Genomic DNA, 24,377 nt, shown 5'->3' with positions numbered 1-24,377 from the left:
ACAGTGTTTCACGTGGAACATTTGTGTTTCGCGTCTCGGAAAACGAAAAAGCCAAGGCGACAGGCCTTGGCTTTTTCGTAGCTGAAGCGCGTAATCAGAAGTCCAGATTGGACACCGACAACGCGTTGCTTTCGATGAAGTCACGACGAGGTTCCACCGCGTCACCCATCAAGGTATTGAACAGCTGGTCGGCTGCGATCGCATCCTCGATGGTGACCTTGAGCATGCGGCGCACGGTCGGGTCCATGGTGGTTTCCCACAGCTGATCCGGGTTCATCTCACCCAGCCCTTTGTATCGCTGGATGGTGTGGCGCTTGGTGGTTTCGTTCATCAGCCAATCGAGGGCCTCTTTGAACTCGGTGACTGCCTTGCGACGCTCACCACGCTGAACATAGGCACCCTCGCCAAGCAAAGTCGCCAACCTGGCGCCCAGCACGACTACCGAACGATAGTCGTTGCTGCCGAAGAACTCGCGGTTGAAGGTCACGTAGCTGGCCAGGCCGTGGGAAGTAACTTCGACTTCCGGCAGCCAGATGTTGCGTTCCTTGTCTTCGCGCAGGCTGGCCTGGTAGGTCAGACCGGACTTCTGGCTGTTGTTCAGGCGCTCCTGGAATTTGCCCAACCAGGCTTGCATGGTCGCGTAATCGGCCAACTGCGCCTGAGTGACTTCCGGCAGGTAGATGAAGTGCTCGGTCAGCTCTTCCGGGTACAGGCGCGACAGGCGCTTGAGCGTCTTCATCACTCCGCGGAACTCATTGACCAGTGCCTCGAGTTGAACACCCGAAACGGCTGGCGCCGATTCGTCCAGGTGCAGGCTGGCATCTTCCAGGGCCGACTGGGTCATGTATTCTTCCATGGCCTCGTCGTCCTTGATGTACTGCTCCTGCTTGCCTTTCTTCACCTTGTACAGCGGTGGCTGGGCAATGTAGATGTAACCGCGCTCGACCAGCTCCGGCAACTGACGGAAGAAGAAGGTCAAAAGCAGGGTACGGATGTGCGAACCGTCAACGTCAGCATCGGTCATGATGATGATGTTGTGATAGCGCAGCTTGTCGATGTTGTATTCTTCACGGCCGATGCCGCAGCCCAGGGCGGTAATCAGCGTGCCAACTTCCTGAGACGAGATCATCTTGTCGAAGCGGGCCTTCTCGACGTTGAGGATCTTGCCCTTCAACGGCAGGATTGCCTGGGTGCGGCGGTTACGACCTTGCTTGGCCGAACCACCTGCGGAGTCACCCTCCACCAGGTACAGTTCGGACAGGGCAGGGTCCTTTTCCTGGCAGTCGGCAAGCTTGCCCGGCAGACCAGCGATATCCAGCGCACCTTTGCGGCGGGTCATTTCCCGCGCCTTGCGCGCTGCTTCACGGGCACGCGCCGCATCGATCATCTTGCCAACGACCGCCTTGGCTTCGTTGGGGTTTTCCAACAGGAAGTCGGCGAAGTACTTGTTCATCTCCTGCTCCACGGCGGTCTTCACCTCCGAGGAAACCAGCTTGTCCTTGGTCTGCGAGCTGAACTTCGGATCCGGCACCTTCACCGAGATGATCGCGGTCAGGCCTTCACGGGCATCGTCACCTGTGGTCGCGACCTTGTTCTTCTTGGCCAGGCCTTCCTGCTCGATGTAGCTGTTCAGGCTGCGGGTCAGCGAGGAACGGAAGCCCACCAAGTGAGTACCGCCGTCGCGCTGCGGAATGTTGTTGGTGAAGCACAGCAGGTTTTCGTTGAAGCTGTCGTTCCATTGCAGGGCAACTTCGACACCCACGCCATCGTCACGTTGGACGTTGAAATGGAAGACCTGGGAGTTCACCGGGGTCTTGTTGGTGTTCAGGTATTCAACGAAAGCGCGCAGGCCACCTTCGTATTTGAAGAACTCTTCCTTGCCGGAGCGCTCGTCCTTCAGCAGGATACCGACGCCCGAGTTGAGGAACGACAGCTCACGAATTCGCTTGGCCAGGATGTCCCAGCTGAAGTGAATATTCTTGAAGGTCTCCGCCGAAGGCTTGAAGTGGATGTGGGTACCGGTGGTTTCGCTTTCGCCGACCACTGCCATCGGAGCTTGCGGCACACCGTGGACGTAGGTCTGTTCCCAGATCTTTCCGCTACGGCGAACGGTCAGGACCAGCTTCTCGGAGAGGGCGTTCACCACCGAAACACCTACACCGTGCAGACCGCCGGAAACCTTGTAGGAGTTGTCATCGAACTTACCACCGGCGTGCAGTACGGTCATGATGACCTCGGCGGCGGAAACGCCCTCCTCTTTATGCACGTCGACGGGAATGCCACGACCGTTGTCGCGAACACTGATGGACTCGTCCGGATGGATGATGACCGTAATGTCATCGCAATGACCGGCGAGCGCTTCGTCGATCGAGTTGTCGACCACTTCGAAGACCATGTGGTGCAGGCCGCTACCATCATCGGTGTCGCCAATGTACATGCCGGGACGCTTGCGCACGGCATCCAGCCCTTTCAGCACCTTGATGCTGGAGGAGTCGTACGTTTGATTTTCGCTCATGCCTTCACTCCCGATGGTCGTGGGTCTGGGTGATACGGCCTTGTTCCACGTGGAACAAAGCAACTGGCGTATCCGTCTGCCAGCCTTCCCTCAGTAATTCGTGATCTACACAGGTGATAAAAACCTGGCAGTGTAATTCTTCAAGCAAGCGACACAGCGCGCGGCGATGCTGATCGTCCAATTCGGACGGCAAGTCATCCACCAGATAAATACACTGACCGCGACGAACCTGGCTGACGAGGTGCCCTTGGGCAATCCGCAGGGCACAAACGACCAGCTTTTGCTGACCACGAGACAGGATATCGGCCGCGTTATTGGCGCCCAATCTCAGGCGTAGGTCAGCACGCTGCGGACCGGCCTGGGTATGGCCCATCTGCTGATCGCGAAGGAGAGAGGTTGCGAGGACTTCACTGAGGTCCCGATCCTTGTCCCAGCCCCGATAGTAGCTAAGGGTCAATCCGTCCAGCTCGACCAGTTCGCTCAGGGTCCGCTCGAAGACAGGCTTCAAGGCCTTGATATAGTTGCGACGGTATTCATCTATTTCCGCGCTGGCGAGACACAGTTCTCGGTCCCAGGCGGCTTGCGAAGCAGCGTCAAGTGTACCATGTCGCAGCCATGAGTTCCGCTGCCGCAGGGCCTTCTGCAAGCGCTGCCAGGTCGCCATGAATCGAGGTTCCACGTGGAACACTCCCCAATCCAGGAACTGACGGCGCACCTTGGGAGCACCTTCGAGCAGGCGGAAGCTGTCCGGATTGATCAACTGCAGCGGCAGCATTTCAGCCAGTTGTGCTGCACTGCGCGCATTCTGGCCGTCGATGCGAATGGTGAAGTCCCCTTGTCGCTCGCGCGAAACGCCAAGATTGCTCGTCGCACCATCGGTGATTTCAACCTGGCCGAATACAGTACAGGTCGGCTGTTCGTACTGGATGACAGGGTTCAATCGGGTACTACGAAATGAGCGTGCCAGCCCCAAAAGGTGCACGGCCTCGAGCACACTGGTCTTTCCGCTGCCATTGGCGCCGTAGAGGATGTTGATGCGAGGAGAGGGGGAGAGGGTCACCGGGTGCAGATTGCGCACCGCGGTGACCGAAAGACGTCGAAGGGACATTTGGCCTGCTACAGGTTACAGACGCATCGGCATGACAACGTAGGACGAGTCGTCATTACCGGCTTCCTGCAGCAGGGCGCTGCTGTTGGAGTCGGCGAGAATCAGACGAACCTGCTCAGTGGTCATGACTCCCAGGACGTCCAGCAGATAGCTGACGTTGAAGCCGATCTCCAGCGAACCGCCTTCGTAGTCGACGCTGATCTCTTCTTCAGCTTCTTCCTGCTCGGGGTTGTTGGCCTGAATCTTCAGCTGGCCGGAGGCCAGTTGCAGGCGGATGCCGCGGTACTTCTCGTTGGACAGGATCGCAGTACGGCTGAAGGCTTCACGCAGCGCCTGGCGATCACCGATCACCAGCTTGTCACCGCCCTTGGGCAGTACACGCTCGTAATCCGGGAACTTGCCGTCCACCAGTTTCGAGGTAAAGGTGAACTCACCGGTGGTCGCACGAATGTGGTGCTGGCCCAGGACAATACTGACCATGCCCTCCGGATCGGTCAGCAGACGCGCCAGCTCCAGAATACCTTTGCGCGGCACGATGACCTGGTGACGCTCGGCCTGGCCGATGGGTGCCTGCATGGCGCACAGTGCCAGACGGTGACCGTCAGTGGCGACAGCGCGCAGGGTGTCGGTGGAAACTTCCAGCAGCATGCCGTTGAGGTAGTAGCGAACGTCCTGCTGGGCCATGGCGAAGCTGGTGCGCTCGATCAGGCGACGCAGTTTGCTCTGCTCCAGGTTGCAGGTGAGCGAACCCGGGCCTTCTTCCACGGTGGGGAAGTCGTTGGCCGGCAGGGTCGACAGGGTGAAACGGCTACGGCCAGCCTTGACCAGCAGCTTCTGCTCATCGACCTTGATATCGATCAGCGCATCGCTGGGCAGGCTCTTGCAGATATCCATCAGCTTACGCGCCGGGACGGTGATCTCGCCGGGCTCAGCCGGCTCTTCCAGCTGCACGCGGCCAACCAGTTCGACTTCCAGGTCGGTACCGGTCAACGACAACTGCTGGCCTTGCACGACCAGCAGCACGTTGGACAGGACCGGCAAGGTCTGGCGGCGCTCGACGACGCCTGCGACCAGTTGCAGGGGTTTCAACAGGGCTTCGCGTTGAATGGTGAAATGCATGGTCTAGTCCCTTGCCTTCAAAGAGCTGCGCCGACACCCATCAGGTGGTCAGCGTGCGCAGCAGGTTCTTGTAGTCCTCGCGGATGTCCGCGTCGGATTCCTTCAATTCGTTGATCTTGCGGCATGCGTGCAGCACGGTGGTGTGATCCCGACCGCCGAACATGTCGCCAATCTCGGGCAGACTGTGGTTGGTCAGCTCCTTGGATAACGCCATGGCCACCTGCCGTGGGCGCGCGACAGAGCGCGAGCGGCGCTTGGACAACAGATCGGAGATCTTGATCTTGTAGTACTCGGCGACCGTGCGCTGGATGTTATCCACACTGACCAGCTTGTCTTGCAGTGCCAGCAGATCCTTGAGCGATTCGCGAATCAACTCGATGGTGATGTCTCGCCCCATGAAGTGCGAGTGAGCGATCACCCGCTTCAATGCGCCTTCCAGTTCGCGCACGTTGGAGCGGATGCGCTGGGCGATGAAGAACGCAGCATCGTGCGGCAGTTCGACCTTGGCCTGGTCGGCCTTCTTCATCAGGATCGCTACACGGGTTTCCAGTTCCGGTGGCTCGACAGCCACGGTCAGGCCCCAACCAAAGCGCGACTTCAGGCGCTCTTCCAGGCCTTCGATCTCTTTAGGGTAGCGGTCACTGGTGAGAATGACCTGCTGTCCACCCTCGAGCAGGGCATTGAAGGTGTGGAAGAACTCTTCCTGGGAACGCTCCTTGCGGGCGAAGAACTGGATATCGTCGATCAACAGCGCGTCCACCGAACGGTAGAAGCGCTTGAATTCGTTGATGGCGTTCAGCTGCAACGCCTTGACCATGTCGGCGACGAAACGCTCCGAGTGCAAGTAGACGACCTTGGCATTCGGGTTCTTCTTCAGCAGGTGGTTACCCACAGCATGCATCAAGTGCGTCTTACCCAAGCCCACGCCTCCATAAAGGAAGAGTGGGTTGTAGCCGTGCTTGGGGTTGTCGGCAACCTGCCAGGCCGCAGCGCGTGCCAGCTGGTTGGACTTACCCTCCACGAAGGTCTCGAAGGTGAAGGTTCGGTTCAGGTAGCTGGTGTGCTTGAGCGCCCCTTCGACCTGGACGGTCCGTTGCTCGGTGCGCGCGGTCGCCGCAGGCGCAGGCGTCGAATCGCCCATCCCGTCGAAACCATCCTGGGAGGCTGCAGATTCCTCCACCTCACTGACCAACGCAGGTTCGGGCGCCGTGACCGGTGCGCTGGCAACCGCCGGTGACTGGACGGGGGGCTTGGCCTGACTCTGAGCCAGCGATGCAGCGACCGCGGCACTGACCGGCGCGTTAGGTGCCGCCCTCGGTGCGGAGCTACGGCGACTGCCTATTAATAAGGAGAGGGCAGGTGCAAGGCCGTTGCCTTGTTCACCCAGCAGTTCGAGCAGGCGGCCGAGGTACTTTTCATTGACCCAATCGAGAACGAAACGGTTAGGCGCATAGACGCGCAACTCGTCGCCTTCGGCTTCGACCTGTAGCGGACGGATCCAGGTGTTGAATTGCTGGGCAGGCAGTTCGTCGCGCAGAAGCTCCACGCACTGCTGCCAAAGTTCCACTGACACGGATATCCCCTGAGTTGAAAGCCGGATGAGGCAAAAACAAACCGCCATTGTACCGGGCGAGCATTCACTTATCCACATGTCGTGGCGTGTTGAGCTGTGCCAAATCAGTCATTTAGAGGCAAAAACGACCCTGCAAGTCGAAAATAAGCCCTGTGGATAACGGCACGTGAGGCCTATGCACAACCCAGGGCTCAACCCTGTGGATAATTCATCTGTGGATAAACACCACTTCCATCCACAGCTTTTCCGCGGTTCCGGCACAGCCAAAGCACCTGTTACCGACATACTTATGATTCTCTGTACAGTCGATAGCTTGTGGCCTGCAGAAGGTTATCCACAGATACTTATCCACTTAAGATCTATAAGTTCTTCAGAAAAGCTTTCTATATGTCTCTCTTTTTTTCATGTTGAGCATCTGTTCGGTGTGAATCAACTGCTCTCTCGACCAGTCAGAAGGAAAGGCCGCCTATAAGGAATGCTGGTTGGAAATTGACCTATCGTCTTGCTTTCTCTAGAATCGCCGGTCTCTTAAAAAGGGGGCCATCCCGGCCCGTTGTCGACAACCCAGGTAACACGCCATGAAACGTACTTTCCAACCAAGCACCATCAAGCGCGCGCGCACCCACGGTTTCCGTGCCCGTATGGCCACCAAGAACGGCCGCGCTGTTCTGTCGCGTCGTCGTGCCAAAGGCCGTAAGCGTCTGGCAATTTGATTTTTCGGCACAGGTGGTGAGTCAGGACTTCAGTCGGGATAAGCGACTGCTTACACCCCGGCATTTCAAAGCAGTCTTCGACTCCCCAACCGGCAAGGTTCCAGGGAAAAGCCTGCTCATCCTTGCCCGCGAGAACGGCCTCGATCATCCACGCCTCGGCCTGGTGATCGGCAAGAAGAGCGTCAAGCTCGCCGTTCAACGCAACCGCCTCAAACGCCTGATGCGCGACTCTTTCCGTCTGAACCAGCAAAGCCTGGCTGGACTGGATATCGTGATCGTCGCGCGCAAGGGGTTGGGTGAGATAGAAAACCCAGAATTGCACCAACACTTTGGCAAACTCTGGAAGCGCCTGGCCCGCAGTCGGCCCTCTCCAGCGGTACCTGCCGATTCCGCACGGGTAGACAGTCACGATGCGTAAACTGGCCCTCGTTCCGATCCAGTTCTACCGTTACGCCATCAGTCCTCTGATGGCCAGTCACTGTCGTTTCTACCCCAGTTGCTCCTGTTACGCGTACGAAGCCATAGAAAACCATGGCCTCTTGCGTGGCGGGTGGCTTGCCGTTCGTCGCCTGGGTCGTTGTCATCCGTGGAATGATGGCGGTTTCGATCCCGTCCCGCCTGCTCCTTCCTCCCGAACTTCTTCGATAGCCGAGTAATCATGGATATTAAACGCACGATCCTGATCGTCGCCCTGGCAATCGTGTCCTACGTTCTGGTCCTCAAGTGGAACCAGGACTATGGTCAGGCAGCCCTGCCGACTCAGCATACTGCTGCCAGCAACGCTGCACCGGCACTGCCGGACACCGTGCCGGCAAGCAATAACGGCGCCAGCGCCGATGTGCCGAGCGCCAATGCCGAAGCCAGCCCCGCTGAAATCGCGCCAGTCGCGCTCAGCAAGGACCTGATCCGGGTCAAGACCGATGTCCTGGACCTGGCTATCGACCCGGTCGGCGGTGACATCGTCCAGCTGACCCTGCCCAAGTACCCACGCCGTCAGGATCATCCGGACATCGCCTTCCAGTTGTTCGACAACGGTGGCGAGCGTGTCTATCTGGCACAGAGCGGCCTGACCGGCGCGAATGGCCCGGATGCCCGTTCGAGCGGTCGTCCGCTGTACGCTGCCGAGCAGAAGAGCTTCCAACTGACCGACGGTCAGGACCAACTGGTGGTCGACCTCAAGTTCAGCGAGAACGGCGTCAACTACATCAAGCGCTTCAGCTTCAAGCGCGGTGAGTACGACCTGACCGTCAGCTACCTGATCGACAACCAGAGCGGCGCGGCCTGGACCGGCAACATGTTTGCCCAGCTCAAGCGTGACGCCAGCTCCGATCCTTCCTCGAGCACCGCGACCGGTACCGCGACTTACCTGGGCGCCGCCCTGTGGACAAGTGCGGAGCCGTACAAGAAGGTGTCGATGAAGGACATCGACAAAGGAAGTTTGAAAGAAAATGTGTCTGGCGGCTGGGTAGCATGGCTGCAGCACTACTTCGTGACCGCGTGGATTCCGGCCAAGTCGGACAACAACGTGGTACAGACCCGCAAGGACAGCCAGGGCAACTACATCATCGGCTACACCGGCCCCGCGCTGAACGTGCCTGCCGGCGGCAAGGTCGAGACCAGCGCCATGCTGTATGCCGGTCCGAAGATCCAGTCCAAGCTCAAGGAATTGTCCCCAGGCCTGGAATTGACCGTCGACTACGGCTTCCTGTGGTTCATTGCCCAGCCGATCTTCTGGCTGCTGCAACATATCCACAGCCTGCTGGGTAACTGGGGCTGGTCGATCATCGTTCTGACCATGCTCATCAAGGGCCTGTTCTTCCCGCTGTCGGCTGCCAGCTACCGTTCGATGGCGCGCATGCGTGCCGTGGCGCCGAAACTGGCCCAGCTCAAGGAACGCTTCGGCGATGATCGCCAGAAGATGTCCCAGGCGATGATGGAGCTGTACAAGAAAGAGAAGATCAACCCGCTGGGTGGCTGCTTGCCGATCCTGGTACAGATGCCAGTGTTCCTGGCCTTGTACTGGGTACTGCTGGAAAGCGTCGAGATGCGCCAGGCCCCTTGGATGCTGTGGATTACCGACCTGTCGATCAAGGATCCGTTCTTCATCCTGCCGATCATCATGGGCGCCACCATGTTCATCCAGCAGCGTCTGAACCCGACGCCACCGGATCCGATGCAGGCGAAGGTCATGAAAATGATGCCAATCATCTTCACCTTCTTCTTCCTGTGGTTCCCGGCTGGTCTGGTGCTGTACTGGGTTGTGAACAACTGCCTGTCGATCACTCAGCAGTGGTACATCACCCGTCGCATCGAAGCAGCAACCAAAAAAGCTGCTGCTTGACAGGCCGATCCATTAGCCTGTGAATAAAAACGCCCCCTCGTGGGGCGTTTTTGCTATCCGTCGTTTTGTCGTAGAGGCTTTCGAGCATGAATACCGTGCGTGAAACCATTGCCGCCATCGCCACCGCCCAAGGCCGTGGTGGCGTCGGTATCGTCCGTTTGTCCGGGCCATTGGCGAGCCAGGCCGGTCAGGCCATCACCGGACGTACACTGACCCCGCGCCATGCTCACTACGGGCCCTTCCGTGGCGACGATGGCCTGGTCCTGGATGAAGGCATCGCGCTGTTCTTCCCTGGCCCCAACTCGTTCACCGGTGAAGACGTTCTGGAACTGCAGGGGCATGGAGGGCCGGTTGTGCTCGACATGCTACTGCAGCGCTGTGTCGAATTGGGCTGCCGCCTTGCCCGTCCTGGCGAGTTCAGCGAGCGAGCGTTCCTCAACGACAAGCTCGACCTGGCCCAGGCTGAAGCGATCGCCGATCTGATCGAAGCCAGTTCCACCCAAGCCGCACGCAATGCCCTGCGTTCGCTGCAAGGTGCCTTCTCCAAGCGTGTCCATGCATTGACCGAGGCATTGATCGCACTGCGGATTTATGTCGAGGCGGCTATCGATTTTCCCGAAGAAGAAATCGACTTCCTGGCCGACGGTCACGTGCTGAAGATGCTTGAAGCAGTCAGGAGCGAGTTATCCACAGTGCAGCGCGAGGCTGGTCAAGGCGCGCTGCTGCGCGATGGCATGACCGTCGTGATCGCCGGCCGTCCGAATGCCGGCAAGTCCAGCCTGCTCAACCAGTTGGCTGGTCGCGAAGCGGCAATCGTCACAGACATCGCCGGCACCACCCGGGACATTCTGCGCGAACATATCCACATCGATGGCATGCCGCTGCACGTGGTGGATACCGCAGGACTGCGCGCTACCGACGATCACGTGGAAAAGATCGGTGTGGAGCGTGCTCTCAAGGCCATTGGCGAAGCTGACCGGGTGCTGCTGGTGGTGGATTCCACAGCGCCTGAGGCCAACGATCCGTTCGCACTGTGGCCCGAGTTCCTCGATCAACGACCGGATCCGGCCAAGGTCACGCTGATTCGCAACAAGGCCGACCTGAGTGGCGAGCGTGCAGGCATCGAGCAGAGTGACGATGGCCACGTGACGATCACTCTCAGCGCGAAGGGTGATGCCACGGGGCTGGATCTGCTGCGTGACCACCTCAAGGCCTGCATGGGTTATGAACAGACTGCGGAAAGCAGCTTCAGCGCACGAAGGCGGCATCTGGATGCGCTGCGCCAGGCCAGTGCACACCTTGATCATGGTCATGCCCAACTGACACTCGCTGGCGCCGGTGAGTTGCTGGCAGAGGACCTGCGCCAGGCTCAGCACGCCCTGGGAGAGATCACCGGTGCCTTCAGCTCGGATGACCTGCTCGGAAGGATCTTCTCGAGCTTCTGCATCGGTAAGTAACGCACAGCCCGGCAATACCAAGGCCGCTCCAGTGAGGAGCGGCTTTTTTTTGCCTGCCGGAAACCCGGAAGCGGGCTTCTCTTGAATCGATCACCCGCGTGTAAATCTCATCCACAGGTCTAAAACGATCATCAGAAGCCCTGTGGAAAACTGGCCTTCAGGTCCGTTGATAACCAGGCTTTTTTTCTGAGGACAAACCCACCTGTGGGTAACACGAACTTTAATCCACAGGTTAAACGCCGTTATCCAGAGCCCTCAGCCCACCTTCAACACAGGGTTATGATTCTCTACAGGCATTATGAATACTGGCTTAAAAGCACTTATCCACATGTGGATAGCCGCCTAAGAATAAACATAAAAACAAAGCTTTTATAAATTTTTCCTTTTTGATTTCTATTGCCGCCATTCATCCACAGATTGGTCAAAATTTGCTCAGACGGTTTCACTAGAGCGGGTGATGTCCCTATACTTGTCGGCTTACCTTCTCTATTCGCAAAAACAGGCACGAGGTGCGTGGTGGATTTCCCTTCCCGTTTTGAAGTGATCGTCATCGGCGGCGGCCATGCCGGTACCGAGGCTGCGCTTGCGTCCGCACGCATGGGTGTGAAAACCCTGCTGCTGACCCATAACGTGGAAACCCTCGGTCACATGAGTTGCAACCCGGCCATCGGTGGCATCGGCAAGAGCCACCTGGTCAAGGAAATCGATGCGCTCGGCGGCGCCATGGCGCTGGCTACCGACAAGAGCGGCATCCAGTTCCGCATCCTGAACAACCGCAAGGGGCCGGCGGTACGCGCCACCCGTGCACAGGCCGACCGCGCCATCTACAAGGCCGTAGTCCGCGAGATCCTGGAAAACCAGCCGAACCTGTGGATATTCCAGCAGTCCTGCGATGACCTGATCGTCGAGCAGGACCAGGTCAAGGGTGTGGTGACACAGATGGGCCTGCGCTTCTTCGCCGACTCTGTGGTGCTGACTACCGGCACCTTCCTCGGTGGACTTATCCACATCGGCCTGCAGAATTACTCCGGTGGCCGCGCAGGTGATCCTCCCGCCATTGCCCTGGCTCATCGTCTGCGTGAGCTGCCGCTGCGTGTCGGCCGTTTGAAAACTGGCACACCGCCGCGTATCGATGGCCGCTCGGTAGATTTCTCGGTGATGGGCGAACAGCCAGGCGATACCCCGATCCCGGTGATGTCGTTCATGGGCAGTGCCCAGATGCATCCGCGGCAGGTCAGTTGCTGGATCACCCACACCAACGCCCGTACCCACGAGATCATCGCCTCGAACCTCGACCGTTCACCGATGTATTCCGGTGTGATCGAAGGCATTGGCCCGCGCTACTGCCCGTCGATCGAGGACAAGATCCATCGCTTCGCCGACAAGGAAAGCCATCAGGTATTCATCGAGCCGGAAGGCTTGAACACCCATGAGCTGTATCCCAACGGCATCTCGACCTCGCTACCGTTCGATGTGCAACTGCAGATCGTTCGTTCGATCCGTGGCATGGAGAACGCGCACATCGTGCGTCCGGGTTATGCCATCGAGTACGACTACTTCGATCCGCGTGATCTCAAGTACAGCCTCGAGACCAAGGTCATCGGCGGCTTGTTCTTCGCAGGTCAGATCAACGGCACCACCGGCTACGAAGAAGCCGGCGCGCAGGGCCTGCTGGCCGGCACCAACGCCGCGCTGCGTGCGCAGGGGCGCGAAAGCTGGTGCCCACGCCGTGACGAGGCGTACATCGGCGTGCTGGTCGATGACCTGATCACCCTGGGTACCCAGGAGCCTTACCGCATGTTCACTTCGCGTGCCGAATACCGGCTGATCCTGCGCGAAGACAACGCCGACCTGCGTCTGACCGAGAAAGGCCGCGAACTGGGGTTGGTCGACGATGAGCGCTGGGCCGCCTTCACTGCCAAGCGCGAAGGCATCGAACGCGAAGAACAGCGCATGAAGAGCACCTGGATCCGCCCGGGTACCCCGCAAGGTCAGGCCGTTGTGGATAAGTTCGGTACTCCGTTGGCCCACGAGTACAACCTGCTCAACTTGCTGGCGCGCCCCGAGATCGACTACGCCGGGCTGATCGAAGCCACAGGCGGCGATGTAATCGATCCACAGGTGGCCGAACAGGTCGAGATCAAGACCAAGTACGCTGGCTACATCGATCGCCAGCAGGACGAGATCGCCAGGCTGCGCGCCAGCGAAGACACTCGCCTGCCTGTGGATATCGACTACGCTGGCATTTCCGGGTTGTCCAAGGAAATCCAGAGCAAGCTCGGCCAGACCCGTCCGGAAACTCTCGGCCAGGCTTCGCGTATTCCCGGCGTTACCCCGGCGGCAATTTCCCTGTTGCTGATTCACCTGAAAAAACGCGGCGCTGGCCGCGAATTGGAGCAAAGCGCTTGAGTTCCCTGGTCACCCCGCAACATGCCGAAGAGTTGTCCACAGGTGCGCGCCAGCTTGGAGTCGAGCTGAGTGCGCAGCAGCACGAACTGCTGCTGGGGTACCTGGCCCTGTTGATCAAATGGAACAAGGCCTACAACCTGACCGCAGTGCGCGATCCGGACGAGATGGTGTCGCGCCATCTGCTCGACAGCCTCAGCGTCATGCCGTTTATCCACAATGACACCCAGCGCTGGCTGGATGTCGGCAGCGGCGGCGGCATGCCTGGTATCCCGCTGGCTATCCTGCATCCGCACAAGCAAGTGACGGTGCTGGACAGCAACGGCAAGAAGACCCGCTTCCTGACGCAGGTGAAGATGGAGCTGAAACTCGACAACCTGACGGTTATCCACAGCCGCGTGGAAGAGGTCCAGCCCGAGCAGCCGTTCTGCGGCATCATCTCTCGCGCCTTCAGCAGCATGGAGAATTTCACCAACTGGACCCGCCACCTGGGTGACACCCGAACGCAATGGCTTGCAATGAAGGGGCTGCATCCTGCCGATGAACTGGTAGCATTGCCCGCAGACTTCACAGTGGAAAGCGAGCAGGCCCTGACCGTTCCAGGTTGCCAGGGCCAGCGCCATCTGCTGATACTGCGCCGCAAGGCTTGACTGGGAACACACGCAACAATGGCTAAGGTATTCGCAATCGCGAACCAGAAGGGTGGTGTCGGCAAGACCACCACCTGCATCAATCTCGCCGCATCGCTGGCCGCGACCAAGCGTCGCGTGCTGCTGATCGACCTCGATCCACAGGGCAACGCCACCATGGGCAGCGGTGTGGATAAACACGAGCTCGAACACTCGGTGTACGACCTGTTGATCGGGGAATGCGACCTGGCCCAGGCCATGCAGTACTCCGAGCACGGCGGCTTCCAGCTGTTGCCCGCCAACCGTGACCTCACCGCGGCAGAGGTGGTGCTGCTGGAAATGCAGATGAAGGAGAGCCGCCTGCGCAATGCGCTGGCGCCTATCCGCGACAACTACGACTACATCCTCATCGACTGCCCGCCTTCTTTGTCGATGCTGACGCTGAACGCCTTGGTCGCTTCCGATGGCGTGATCATTCCCATGCAGTGCGAGTACTACGCGCTGGAAGGCCTGAGCGACCTTGTGGATAACATCAAGCGCATCGCTGCCCGGTTGAACCCGGAGCTGAAGATCGAAGGCCTGCTGAGGACAATGTACGACCCGCGCCTGAGCCTGAACAACGATGTTTCGGCCCAGCTCAAGGAGCATTTCGGCGATCAGCTCTACGACACCGTGATTCCGCGCAACATTCGCCTGGCCGAGGCTCCGAGCTTCGGTATGCCGGCGCTGGCCTACGACAAGCAATCACGTGGTGCGCTCGCCTACCTGGCCCTGGCTGGTGAACTGGTGCGCCGTCAGCGCCGTCAATCCCGCACTGCACAAACAACTTAAGGAATCCGCATGGCCATCAAGAAACGCGGTCTCGGACGTGGGTTGGATGCACTGCTCAGTGGTCCTTCCGTCAGCGCGCTCGAAGAGCAGGCTGTCACGGTCGACCAGAAGGAACTGCAGCGCCTGCCGGTCGAACTTATCCAGCGTGGCAAGTACCAACCTCGCCGTGACATGGACCCGGAGGCGCTGGAAGAGCTGGCGCATTCGATCCGCAATCATGGTGTGATGCAGCCGATCGTGGTTCGCCCGATTGGCGAAGGCCGCTACGAGATCATCGCCGGTGAGCGTCGCTGGCGCGCCACCCAGCAGGCTGGTCTGGACACTATTCCGGCCATGGTCCGTGAAGTGCCTGACGAAGCAGCCATCGCGATGGCACTGATCGAAAACATCCAGCGCGAGGATCTCAACCCGCTGGAAGAAGCCCTTGCCCTGCAGCGGTTGCAGCAGGAGTTCGAGCTGACCCAGCAACAGGTGGCCGATGCCGTGGGCAAGTCGCGCGTCACCGTAGCCAACCTGCTGCGCCTGATCAGCCTCCCTGAGGCGATCAAGACCATGCTCGCCCACGGCGACCTGGAAATGGGCCATGCGCGCGCATTGCTGGGGCTTGAGGAAAGCAGGCAGGAAGAAGGGGCGCGACATGTTGTCGCACGAGGCCTCACCGTGCGCCAAACCGAGGCACTGGTGCGTCAGTGGCTCAACGGCAAGCCTGAGCCGGTGGAATCGAGCAAACCTGATCCGGATATTGCCCGGCTGGAACAGCGGCTGGCAGAGCGCCTGGGCTCTTCGGTGCAGATTCGCCATGGTGACAAGGGCAAGGGCCAGTTGGTCATTCGCTACAACTCCCTCGACGAGCTTCAGGGTGTACTTGCTCACATCCGCTGAAACAATTCCCGTTGTAGCGCGCAGTCGGAAATCACTACCCAAGAGTTGAATAGGGGTTAATCCACCCCTATACTCTGCGCGCATTTTGTCGGCACAAATTATGCCAAGTCATAGCTGACTGGGCAGTCGACTTTCGAGGAGCAGTTTTGATGGAAATCCGCACGCCAAACCGCCTGCCTTTCCATCGCTGGGTGGTTTTCCCGGTACTGCTGGCTCAATTTGGGGTGTTATTGCTGGCAACGTTGGTGTTGTGGCAGTGGCAGGGCAAGGTCAGCGGTTATTCGGGCCTCTGTGGAGGTTTGATCGGCTGGCTGCCCAACGTGTATTTCGCCTGGAAGGCTTTTCGCTTCAGCGGAGCCCGGGCGGCGCAGGCCATCGTCAAGTCGTTCTACGCAGGCGAGGCAGGCAAATTGATTTTGACGGCAGTGCTGTTCGCACTGACCTTTGCAGGAGTGAAGCCACTGGCGCCGTTAGCAGTATTCGGCGTCTTCCTGCTGACTCTCACGGTCAGCTGGTTCGCGCCACTGCTGATGAATAAAAGACTTTCGAGACCTTAGGGCGTTTGAGGCAACCATGGCAGCAGAAACCGCTTCGGGCTATATCCAGCACCACTTGCAGAACCTGACCTACGGTCAACTACCAGACGGCAGTTGGGGCCTGGCCCATTCGGCTGCCGAAGCCAAGGCAATGGGCTTCTGGGCATTCCACCTGGACACCCTGGGCTGGTCCGTTGCACTGGGTCTGATCTTCCTGTTCATCTTCCGCATGGCGGCCAAGAAGGCGACCTCCGGTCAGCCTGGTGCCCTGCAGAACTTCGTCGAAGTACTGGTCGACTTCGTTCACGGCAGCGTGAAGGACTCGTTCCACGGTCGTAGCCCGGTCATCGCACCGCTGGCCCTGACCATCTTCGTCTGGGTGTTCCTGATGAACGCCATCGACCTGGTACCGGTCGACTGGATTCCGCAGCTGGCGATCCTGATCTCGGGCGATCCGCACATTCCTTTCCGTGCCGTATCGACCACCGACCCGAACGCCACCCTGGGCATGGCCCTGAGCGTGTTCGCGCTGATCATCTTCTACAGCATCAAGGTCAAGGGCATCGGCGGCTTCATCGGTGAGCTCACGCTCCACCCGTTCGGTAGCAAGAACATCTTCGTGCAGATCCTGCTGATCCCGGTGAACTTCCTGCTGGAATTCGTCACCCTGATCGCCAAACCGATCTCCCTGGCACTGCGTCTGTTCGGCAACATGTATGCCGGCGAGCTGGTGTTCATCCTGATCGCCGTGATGTTCGGCACCGGCATCCTCTGGCTCAGCGGCCTGGGTGTGGCGCTGCAGTGGGCGTGGGCGGTGTTCCACATCCTGATCATCACGCTGCAAGCATTCATCTTCATGATGCTCACCATCGTCTACCTGTCGATGGCGCACGAAGATAACCATTAAGACCGCCTGGCGTGTCTGATAGTCTTCCCCGCCTGTTCGGGGGTAAGACTGAAAAAGTCCGCAAGGGCAGTTGTTTCAAACGATTTGTTTTACCGCTTCAATTAAAAAACCTAACCAATACGACGTAAAAGTCGGGAGGAAAGATGGAAACTGTAGTTGGTCTGACCGCTATCGCTGTTGCTCTGCTGATCGGCCTGGGTGCTCTGGGTACCGCCATTGGTTTCGGCCTGCTGGGCGGCAAGTTCCTGGAGGGCGCTGCTCGTCAGCCTGAGATGGTTCCGATGCTGCAGGTCAAAATGTTCATCGTTGCCGGTCTGCTCGACGCCGTAACCATGATCGGTGTTGGTATCGCTCTGTTCTTCACCTTCGCGAATCCCTTCGTTGGTCAGATCGCCGGCTAATCACTCGTTCCTACGAGTTGATTGGTGTGATGGACAAAGACCGAGCGAGGTGTTGGCGTGAACATTAATGCAACCCTGATTGGCCAATCCGTTGCTTTTCTGATTTTTGTGCTGTTCTGCATGAAGTATGTATGGCCTCCGGTCATCACTGCTCTGCACGAGCGCCAAAAGAAGATTGCCGACGGCTTGGACGCTGCCAACCGCGCAGCTCGCGACCTGGAGCTGGCCCAAGAGAAAGCGGGTCAGCAACTGCGTGAAGCAAAAGCACAGGCAGCCGAAATCATTGAGCAAAGCAAGAAACGCGCTGCTCAGCTTGTCGAGGAAGCCCGTGATCAGGCTCGCGTCGAAGCTGACCGTGTGAAGGCTCAGGCTCAAGCCGAGATCGAACAGGAACTGAACAGCATCAAAGACGCCCTGCGTGCCCAAGTGGGTGCCCTGGCCGTTGGCGGCGCTGAAAAGATCCTTGGCGCCACAATCGATCAAAACGCGCATGCGGAGCTGGTTAACAAACTGGCCGCTGAAATTTAAGCGAGGGCGATCATGGCAGAACTGACCACGTTGGCCCGACCTTACGCTAAGGCAGCTTTCGAGCACGCCCAGGCCCAGCAGCAACTGGCCAATTGGTCAGCCATGCTCGGCCTGGCTGCTGCGGTGTCGGAAGACGGCACCATGCAGCGCCTGCTCAAGGCCCCGCAACTGACTAGCGCAGAAAAGGCCGCCGCATTCATTGAAGTGTGCGGTGACAAGTTCGATGTACAGGCACAGAATTTCATTCATGTTGCCGCGGAAAACGACCGTCTCCTGCTTCTGCCGGAGATCGCCGCTCTGTTCGACCTGTACAAGGCCGAGCAAGAGAAATCCGTGGACGTGGAAGTCACCAGTGCTTTTGCGTTGAACCAAGAACAGCAAGACAAACTCGCCAAGGTTCTCAGTGCACGGCTCAGCCGGGAAGTGCGCCTGCACGCGTCGGAGGATGCCAGCCTGATCGGCGGCGTCGTCATCCGCGCCGGCGACCTGGTAATCGATGGCTCGGTTCGCGGCAAGATCGCGAAACTGGCCGAAGCATTGAAATCTTGAGTTTGAAGGGGCAGCAGAGCAATGCAGCAACTCAATCCTTCCGAAATTAGTGAAATCATCAAGGGTCGCATCGAGAAACTCGATGTCGGCTCCCAAGCCCGTAACGAAGGTACCGTTGTTTCGGTATCCGACGGTATCGTGCGGATCCACGGTCTGGCCGACGTCATGTACGGCGAAATGATCGAGTTCCCTGGCAGCGTGTTCGGCATGGCACTGAACCTGGAGCAAGACTCCGTAGGTGCAGTGATCCTGGGTGCCTATGACACCCTCGCCGAAGGCATGAGCGCCAAGTGCACCGGCCGCATCCTGGAAGTTCCGGTTGGTAAGGAACTGCTGGGTCGCGTCGTTGACGCACTGGGCAACCCGATCGACGGCAAAGGTCCTCTGGGCAACACCCAGACCGACGCGGTCGAGAAAGTGGCCCCAGGCGTGATCTGGCGTAAGTCGGTAGACCAGCCTGTACAGACTGGCTACAAGTCCGTCGACGCCATGATCCCAGTCGGCCGTGGCCAGCGCGAGCTGATCATTGGTGACCGCCAGATCGGCAAGACCGCCATGGCCATCGACGCCATCATCAACCAGAAAGACTCCGGTATTTTCTGTGTTTATGTGGCTGTCGGCCAAAAGCGTTCGACCGTTGCCAACATCGTTCGCAAGCTCGAAGAAGCCGGCGCCCTGGCCAACACCATCGTGGTCGTTGCCAGTGCTTCGGAATCCGCCGCACTGCAGTTCCTGGCGCCATACGCCGGCTGCACCATGGGCGAGTTCTTCCGTGACCGCGGTGAAGATGCCCTGATCGTCTACGATGACCTGTCCAAGCAGGCTGTTGCCTACCGTCAGATCTCCCTGCTGCTGCGCCGTCCACCAGGACGTGAAGCGTACCCAGGCGACGTGTTCTATCTCCACTCCCGTCTGCTGGAGCGTGCATCGCGCGTTTCGGAAGAGTACGTCGAGAAGTTCACCAACGGCGCAGTGACTGGCAAGACCGGTTCCCTGACCGCCCTGCCGATCATCGAAACCCAGGCTGGCGACGTTTCCGCGTTCGTTCCGACCAACGTGATCTCGATCACCGACGGTCAGATCTTCCTGGAGTCGGCCATGTTCAACTCGGGCATCCGCCCAGCAGTGAACGCCGGTGTTTCGGTATCCCGTGTAGGTGGTGCCGCTCAGACCAAGATCATCAAGAAACTGTCCGGCGGTATCCGTACCGCACTGGCTCAGTACCGTGAACTGGCTGCATTCGCCCAGTTCGCTTCGGATCTGGACGAGGCTACCCGCAAGCAGCTGGAGCATGGTCAGCGCGTTACCGAGCTGATGAAGCAGAAGCAGTACGCGCCAATGTCGATCGCCGACATGGCCCTGTCGCTGTACGCCGCTGAGCGTGGTTTCCTGACTGACGTAGAAGTCTCCAAGGTCGGCAGCTTCGAGCAAGCGCTGATCGCCTACTTCCACCGCGATCACGCCGAGCTGTTGGCCAAGATCAACGTGAAAGGTGACTTCAACGACGAAATCGACGCTGGCATGAAAGCCGGTATCGAGAAGTTCAAGGCCACCCAGACCTGGTAAGCCGCAGCGGGGGCTCCGGCCCCCGCTTGCTAACCTGATAGGTGATACATGGCAGGCGCAAAAGAGATTCGCAGTAAGATTGCGAGCATCAAAAGCACGCAAAAAATTACCAGCGCCATGGAGAAAGTGGCGGTCAGCAAAATGCGCAAAGCACAAATGCGCATGGCTGCTAGCCGTCCTTACGCGGAGCGTATCCGCCAGGTGATCGGTCATCTGGCCAACGCCAACCCGGAATACCGCCACCCGTTCATGATCGAGCGCCCTGTAAAGCGCGCCGGTTATATCGTGGTGAGCAGTGACCGTGGTCTGTGCGGTGGCTTGAATACCAACCTGTTCAAGGCCCTGGTCAAGGACATGAGCGTAAACCGCGAACAGGGCGTGGAAATCGACCTGTGCGTGATCGGCAGCAAGGGTGCGACTTTCTTCCGCATCTTTGGCGGCAACGTCGTAGCCGCGATCAGCCACCTGGGCGAAGAGCCATCGATCAACGATCTGATCGGCTCCGTCAAAGTGATGCTGGACGCCTACCTCGATGGCCGTATCGATCGCCTCTCGGTGGTTTCGAACAAGTTCATCAACACCATGACCCAAAAACCGACGGTCGAGCAATTGGTACCGTTGGTGGCAACCCCGGATCAGGATCTCAAGCATCACTGGGATTACCTGTACGAACCCGACGCAAAAGAGCTGCTGGACGGCTTGATGGTGCGTTACGTGGAGTCGCAGGTATACCAGGCGGTGGTCGAGAACAACGCTGCTGAACAAGCGGCCCGGATGATCGCCATGAAGAACGCCACAGACAACGCCGGTGATTTGATCAAAGAGCTGCAATTGATCTACAACAAGGCGCGTCAGGCTGCGATCACCCAGGAGATCTCGGAAATCGTCGGCGGCGCTGCCGCGGTTTAACGGTTCAAAAATTCAGAGGATCCAGCTATGAGTAGCGGACGTATCGTTCAAATCATCGGCGCCGTCATCGACGTGGAATTCCCACGTGACGTCGTGCCGAGTGTTTACAACGCGCTGAAAGTACAAGGCGCGGAAACCACCCTGGAAGTTCAGCAGCAGCTGGGCGACGGCGTGGTTCGTACCATTGCGATGGGCTCGACCGAAGGCCTGAAGCGCGGTCTGGACGTCGTCGATACCGGCGCGGCCATCTCCGTTCCAGTGGGTAAGGCCACTCTGGGCCGTATCATGGACGTCCTCGGCAACCCGATCGACGAAGCCGGCCCGATCGGCGAAGAAGAGCGTCGCGGTATCCACCAGCCAGCGCCTTCGTTCGCTGACCAGGCAGGCGGCAACGACCTGCTGGAAACCGGCATCAAGGTTATCGACCTGGTTTGCCCGTTCGCCAAGGGTGGTAAGGTTGGTCTGTTCGGTGGTGCCGGTGTCGGCAAGACCGTAAACATGATGGAACTGATCCGTAACATCGCCATGGAACACAGCGGTTACTCCGTGTTCGCTGGTGTGGGTGAGCGTACTCGTGAGGGTAACGACTTCTACCACGAGATGAAGGACTCCAACGTTCTCGACAAGGTAGCGCTGGTCTACGGTCAGATGAACGAGCCACCAGGAAACCGTCTGCGCGTTGCGCTGACCGGCCTGACCATGGCTGAGAAGTTCCGTGACGAAGGTAACGACGTTCTGCTGTTCGTCGACAACATCTATCGTTACACCCTGGCCGGTACCGAAGTATCCGCACTGCTGGGCCGTATGCCTTCGGCAGTAGGTTACCAGCCGACCCTGGCCGAAGAGATGGGCGTTCTGCAAGAGCGCATCACTTCGACCAAAGAAGGTTCGATCACCTCCGTTCAGGCCGTATACGTACCTGCGGACGACCTGACCGACCCGTCGCCAGCGACCACCTTCGCCCACTTGGACGCCACCGTCGTTCTGTCCCGTGACATCGCCTCCCTGGGTATCTACCCAGCGGTCGACCCACTGGACTCGACTTCGCGCCAGCTGGACCCGAACGTGATCGGCACCGAGCACTACGAGACCGCTCGTGGCGTTCAGTATGTTCTGCAGCGCTACAAAGAGCTGAAGGACATCATCGCGATCCTGGGTATGGACGAACTGTCCGAAGCCGACAAGCAACTGGTTGCCCGCGCTCGTAAGATCCAGCGCTTCCTGTCGCAGCCGTTCTTCGTGGCCGAAGTCTTCACCGGCTCGCCAGGCAAGTACGTTTCGCTCAAAGACACCATCGCTGGCTTCAGCGGCATCCTCAAAGGTGACTACGACCACCTGCCAGAACAAGCGTTCTACATGGTCGGCAGCATCGACGAAGCGATCGAGAAAGCCAAGAAACTGTAATCCCGGCGCCCCGAAAGGGGCGCTAATCAGGTTGAGGCAAGCAGATGGCTATGACAGTCCATTGCGACATCGTCAGCGCAGAGGGAGAGATCTTCTCCGGCCTGGTCGAGATGGTAGTAGCGCACGGCAACCTGGGCGATCTGGGTATCGCTCCAGGCCACGCGCCGCTGATCACCAATCTCAAGCCGGGTCCGATCACGCTGACCAAGCAGGGTGGCACTCAAGAGGTGTTCTACATCTCCGGTGGCTTCCTCGAAGTGCAGCCGAACATGGTCAAGGTTCTTGCCGACACCGTGCAACGTGCTGCCGACCTGGACGAAGCTCAGGCTCAGGAAGCCCTCAAGGCTGCCGAGAACGCGCTGAACACTAAGGGCTCGGACTTCGACTACGGCGCTGCTGCCGCACGTCTGGCCGAGGCTGCAGCTCAGCTGCGTACTGTCCAGCAATTGCGCAAGGGCAAGTGATCCGGTCCTACCGGTAACCTGCGTTGCGATTGAGTTAAAGGGTAGCCTCGGCTACCCTTTTTCTTTTTCCGATTTTTCCCCTTCGGTCACATCCCTGACCGCCCAGGATTGGTAGCCAGTCAATGTCACTCGATATCGTTATTCTCGCCGCAGGCCAAGGCACCCGCATGCGCTCTTCGCTGCCCAAGGTACTGCATCCGGTCGCCGGTAACTCCATGCTTGGCCATGTTATCCACAGCGCGCGACAGTTGCAGCCGAAGGGTATCCATGTGGTCATCGGCCATGGTGCAGAGCTGGTGCGTGAACGCCTGGCGGCTGACGATCTGAATTTCGTCATGCAGGACAAGCAGCTTGGCACCGGCCATGCCGTCGCCCAGGCACTGCCGGCGATCACTGCCGATACTGTGCTGGTGCTCTATGGCGACGTGCCGTTGATCGAGGTGGGCACGCTCGAGCGGCTTCTGGCCAAGGTCAATGAACAGCAACTCGGCCTGCTGACCGTTACCCTGCAGGATCCGACCGGTTACGGCCGCATCGTGCGTGATGCCCAAGGCCAGGTAGCGGCCATCGTCGAGCACAAGGACGCCAGCGAAGCGCAGCGGGCGATCAAGGAAGGCAACACGGGCATCCTCGCGCTGCCGGCTGCGCGCCTGGCAGACTGGATGGGGCGTCTGTCCAACAACAACGCCCAGGGCGAGTACTACCTCACCGACGTGATTGCCATGGCCGTGGCCGATGGCCTGGTGGTTGCCACCGAGCAGCCGCATGACGCCATGGAAGTGCAGGGCGCCAACGACCGCCTGCAATTGTCAGAGCTTGAGCGTCACTACCAGTTGCGCGAGGGACGCCGACTGATGGCCCAGGGCGTGACCCTGCGTGACCCCGCGCGTTTCGATGTGCGTGGCGAGGTGATCGTGGGGCGCGATGTGCTGATCGACATCAACGTCATCCTCGAAGGCAAGGTGATCATCGAAGACGATGTGCAGATCGGCCCTAACTGTGTGATCAAGAACAGCACCCTGCGCAAGGGCGCTGTGGTCAAGGCCAACAGCCATCTCGAAGGTGCGGTGATGGGCGAGGGCAGCGATGCCGGCCCGTTCGCTCGCCTGCGCCCAGGCAGCGTATTGGAGGCCAAGGCCCATGTAGGTAACTTCGTCGAGCTGAAGAACGCCCATCTGGGCGAGGGCGCCAAGGCCGGTCACCTGACGTATCTGGGTGACGCCGAGATCGGTGCGCGCACCAACATCGGCGCGGGTACCATCACCTGCAACTACGATGGCGCGAACAAGTTCAAGACCGTGCTGGGCGAAGATGTGTTCATCGGTTCGAACAACTCGCTGGTCGCACCTGTGGAAATCAAGGATGGCGCTACCACGGCTGCCGGCTCGACCATCAATCAGTCTGTCGAAGCTGGCCAGTTGGCCGTTGCTCGCGCACGCCAACGCAATATCGATGGCTGGAAACGGCCGGAGAAGATCAAGAAGAGTTGAGTTATCCACAGATGTTTCGATCGAAAGCCGACTTGTGAATAAGTCGGCT

Annotated in this window: 23 protein-coding genes; 19 read left to right on the top strand and 4 right to left on the bottom strand. The window is 59.0% G+C overall.

Annotation, left to right across the window (positions count from 1 at the left end):
- Nucleotides 1-94 precede the first annotated feature (94 nt).
- From gyrB to dnaA, 4 genes are read right to left on the bottom strand one after another with little or no spacing between them, the layout of a single operon-like run.
- Nucleotides 95-2,515, bottom strand: coding sequence for a DNA topoisomerase (ATP-hydrolyzing) subunit B (gyrB, locus tag AB688_RS02125; protein WP_063541916.1), 2,421 nt, complete (start codon nucleotides 2,513-2,515; stop codon nucleotides 95-97).
- 4 nt (nucleotides 2,516-2,519) lie between these two features.
- Nucleotides 2,520-3,623, bottom strand: coding sequence for a DNA replication/repair protein RecF (gene recF, locus AB688_RS02120; RefSeq protein ID WP_054893019.1), 1,104 nt, complete (start codon nucleotides 3,621-3,623; stop codon nucleotides 2,520-2,522).
- A gap of 15 nt (nucleotides 3,624-3,638) precedes the next feature.
- The gene (dnaN, locus tag AB688_RS02115; protein WP_054893018.1) at nucleotides 3,639-4,742 is read right to left on the bottom strand and encodes a DNA polymerase III subunit beta; all 1,104 of its coding nucleotides are present in this window, start codon (nucleotides 4,740-4,742) and stop codon (nucleotides 3,639-3,641) included.
- A gap of 40 nt (nucleotides 4,743-4,782) precedes the next feature.
- On the bottom strand, nucleotides 4,783-6,315 hold the full coding sequence (dnaA, locus tag AB688_RS02110; RefSeq protein ID WP_063541914.1) for a chromosomal replication initiator protein DnaA: 1,533 nt from the start codon (nucleotides 6,313-6,315) through the stop codon (nucleotides 4,783-4,785).
- A gap of 578 nt (nucleotides 6,316-6,893) precedes the next feature.
- Here dnaA and rpmH point away from each other — a divergent pair.
- The 19 genes from rpmH (at nucleotide 6,894) to glmU (ending at nucleotide 24,328) form a co-directional block, all read left to right on the top strand.
- Nucleotides 6,894-7,028, top strand: coding sequence for a 50S ribosomal protein L34 (gene rpmH, locus AB688_RS26010; RefSeq protein WP_003253163.1), 135 nt, complete (start codon nucleotides 6,894-6,896; stop codon nucleotides 7,026-7,028).
- Nucleotides 7,029-7,041: 13 nt separating this feature from the next.
- Entirely contained in the window at nucleotides 7,042-7,446 is a 405-nt protein-coding gene (gene rnpA / locus AB688_RS26005; RefSeq protein ID WP_081255180.1) for a ribonuclease P protein component, read from the top strand.
- Nucleotides 7,439-7,684 carry a membrane protein insertion efficiency factor YidD gene (gene yidD, locus AB688_RS26000; protein ID WP_011536514.1) on the top strand — a complete coding sequence of 82 codons (246 nt, stop codon included), beginning with the start codon at nucleotides 7,439-7,441 and terminating at the stop codon, nucleotides 7,682-7,684. The genes rnpA and yidD overlap by 8 nt, the downstream gene beginning before the upstream one ends.
- A 2-nt stretch (nucleotides 7,685-7,686) precedes the next feature.
- Complete coding sequence (gene yidC / locus AB688_RS02100; protein ID WP_063541912.1) at nucleotides 7,687-9,369, top strand: membrane protein insertase YidC; 1,683 nt, start codon at nucleotides 7,687-7,689, stop codon at nucleotides 9,367-9,369.
- Nucleotides 9,370-9,455: 86 nt separating this feature from the next.
- A complete protein-coding gene (mnmE, locus tag AB688_RS02095) occupies nucleotides 9,456-10,826 on the top strand; it encodes a tRNA uridine-5-carboxymethylaminomethyl(34) synthesis GTPase MnmE (RefSeq protein ID WP_063541910.1) in 1,371 nt (456 codons plus the stop codon).
- 516 nt (nucleotides 10,827-11,342) lie between these two features.
- The gene (mnmG, locus tag AB688_RS02090; RefSeq protein WP_063541908.1) at nucleotides 11,343-13,235 is read left to right on the top strand and encodes a tRNA uridine-5-carboxymethylaminomethyl(34) synthesis enzyme MnmG; all 1,893 of its coding nucleotides are present in this window, start codon (nucleotides 11,343-11,345) and stop codon (nucleotides 13,233-13,235) included.
- Nucleotides 13,232-13,882: a 16S rRNA (guanine(527)-N(7))-methyltransferase RsmG gene (rsmG, locus tag AB688_RS02085; RefSeq protein WP_063541906.1), complete on the top strand. Its 651-nt coding sequence runs from the start codon at nucleotides 13,232-13,234 to the stop codon at nucleotides 13,880-13,882. Before mnmG ends, rsmG begins: the two co-directional genes overlap by 4 nt.
- An 18-nt stretch (nucleotides 13,883-13,900) precedes the next feature.
- Complete coding sequence (locus AB688_RS02080; protein WP_063541904.1) at nucleotides 13,901-14,692, top strand: ParA family protein; 792 nt, start codon at nucleotides 13,901-13,903, stop codon at nucleotides 14,690-14,692.
- Between the two features lie 9 nt (nucleotides 14,693-14,701).
- Nucleotides 14,702-15,574: a ParB/RepB/Spo0J family partition protein gene (locus AB688_RS02075; protein ID WP_054893011.1), complete on the top strand. Its 873-nt coding sequence runs from the start codon at nucleotides 14,702-14,704 to the stop codon at nucleotides 15,572-15,574.
- A 149-nt stretch (nucleotides 15,575-15,723) separates the two neighbouring features.
- A complete protein-coding gene (locus AB688_RS02070) occupies nucleotides 15,724-16,131 on the top strand; it encodes a F0F1 ATP synthase subunit I (protein ID WP_063541902.1) in 408 nt (135 codons plus the stop codon).
- 16 nt (nucleotides 16,132-16,147) lie between these two features.
- A complete protein-coding gene (gene atpB / locus AB688_RS02065; protein WP_063541900.1) occupies nucleotides 16,148-17,017 on the top strand; it encodes a F0F1 ATP synthase subunit A in 870 nt (289 codons plus the stop codon).
- Between the two features lie 143 nt (nucleotides 17,018-17,160).
- Nucleotides 17,161-17,418, top strand: a complete 258-nt coding sequence (atpE, locus tag AB688_RS02060; RefSeq protein ID WP_003097235.1) for a F0F1 ATP synthase subunit C — start codon at nucleotides 17,161-17,163, stop codon at nucleotides 17,416-17,418.
- Nucleotides 17,419-17,475: 57 nt separating this feature from the next.
- Nucleotides 17,476-17,946 (top strand): F0F1 ATP synthase subunit B, encoded by a 471-nt coding sequence (locus tag AB688_RS02055; RefSeq protein ID WP_054893008.1) that lies wholly within the window; start codon nucleotides 17,476-17,478, stop codon nucleotides 17,944-17,946.
- A 12-nt stretch (nucleotides 17,947-17,958) separates the two neighbouring features.
- The gene (locus AB688_RS02050) at nucleotides 17,959-18,495 is read left to right on the top strand and encodes a F0F1 ATP synthase subunit delta (protein ID WP_054893007.1); all 537 of its coding nucleotides are present in this window, start codon (nucleotides 17,959-17,961) and stop codon (nucleotides 18,493-18,495) included.
- 21 nt (nucleotides 18,496-18,516) lie between these two features.
- Entirely contained in the window at nucleotides 18,517-20,061 is a 1,545-nt protein-coding gene (atpA, locus tag AB688_RS02045) for a F0F1 ATP synthase subunit alpha (protein WP_054893006.1), read from the top strand.
- Between the two features lie 48 nt (nucleotides 20,062-20,109).
- Nucleotides 20,110-20,970 (top strand): F0F1 ATP synthase subunit gamma, encoded by an 861-nt coding sequence (gene atpG / locus AB688_RS02040; RefSeq protein WP_054893005.1) that lies wholly within the window; start codon nucleotides 20,110-20,112, stop codon nucleotides 20,968-20,970.
- A 27-nt stretch (nucleotides 20,971-20,997) separates the two neighbouring features.
- Entirely contained in the window at nucleotides 20,998-22,374 is a 1,377-nt protein-coding gene (gene atpD, locus AB688_RS02035) for a F0F1 ATP synthase subunit beta (RefSeq protein WP_054893004.1), read from the top strand.
- A gap of 44 nt (nucleotides 22,375-22,418) precedes the next feature.
- Entirely contained in the window at nucleotides 22,419-22,838 is a 420-nt protein-coding gene (locus AB688_RS02030) for a F0F1 ATP synthase subunit epsilon (RefSeq protein ID WP_054893003.1), read from the top strand.
- A gap of 122 nt (nucleotides 22,839-22,960) precedes the next feature.
- Entirely contained in the window at nucleotides 22,961-24,328 is a 1,368-nt protein-coding gene (gene glmU, locus AB688_RS02025; protein WP_063541898.1) for a bifunctional UDP-N-acetylglucosamine diphosphorylase/glucosamine-1-phosphate N-acetyltransferase GlmU, read from the top strand.
- Nucleotides 24,329-24,377 lie beyond the last annotated feature (49 nt).

The organism is Pseudomonas putida, assembly GCF_001636055.1.
Lineage (GTDB): Bacteria > Pseudomonadota > Gammaproteobacteria > Pseudomonadales > Pseudomonadaceae > Aquipseudomonas > Aquipseudomonas machongensis.
This window is presented reverse-complemented; position numbering and strand designations above follow the sequence as displayed.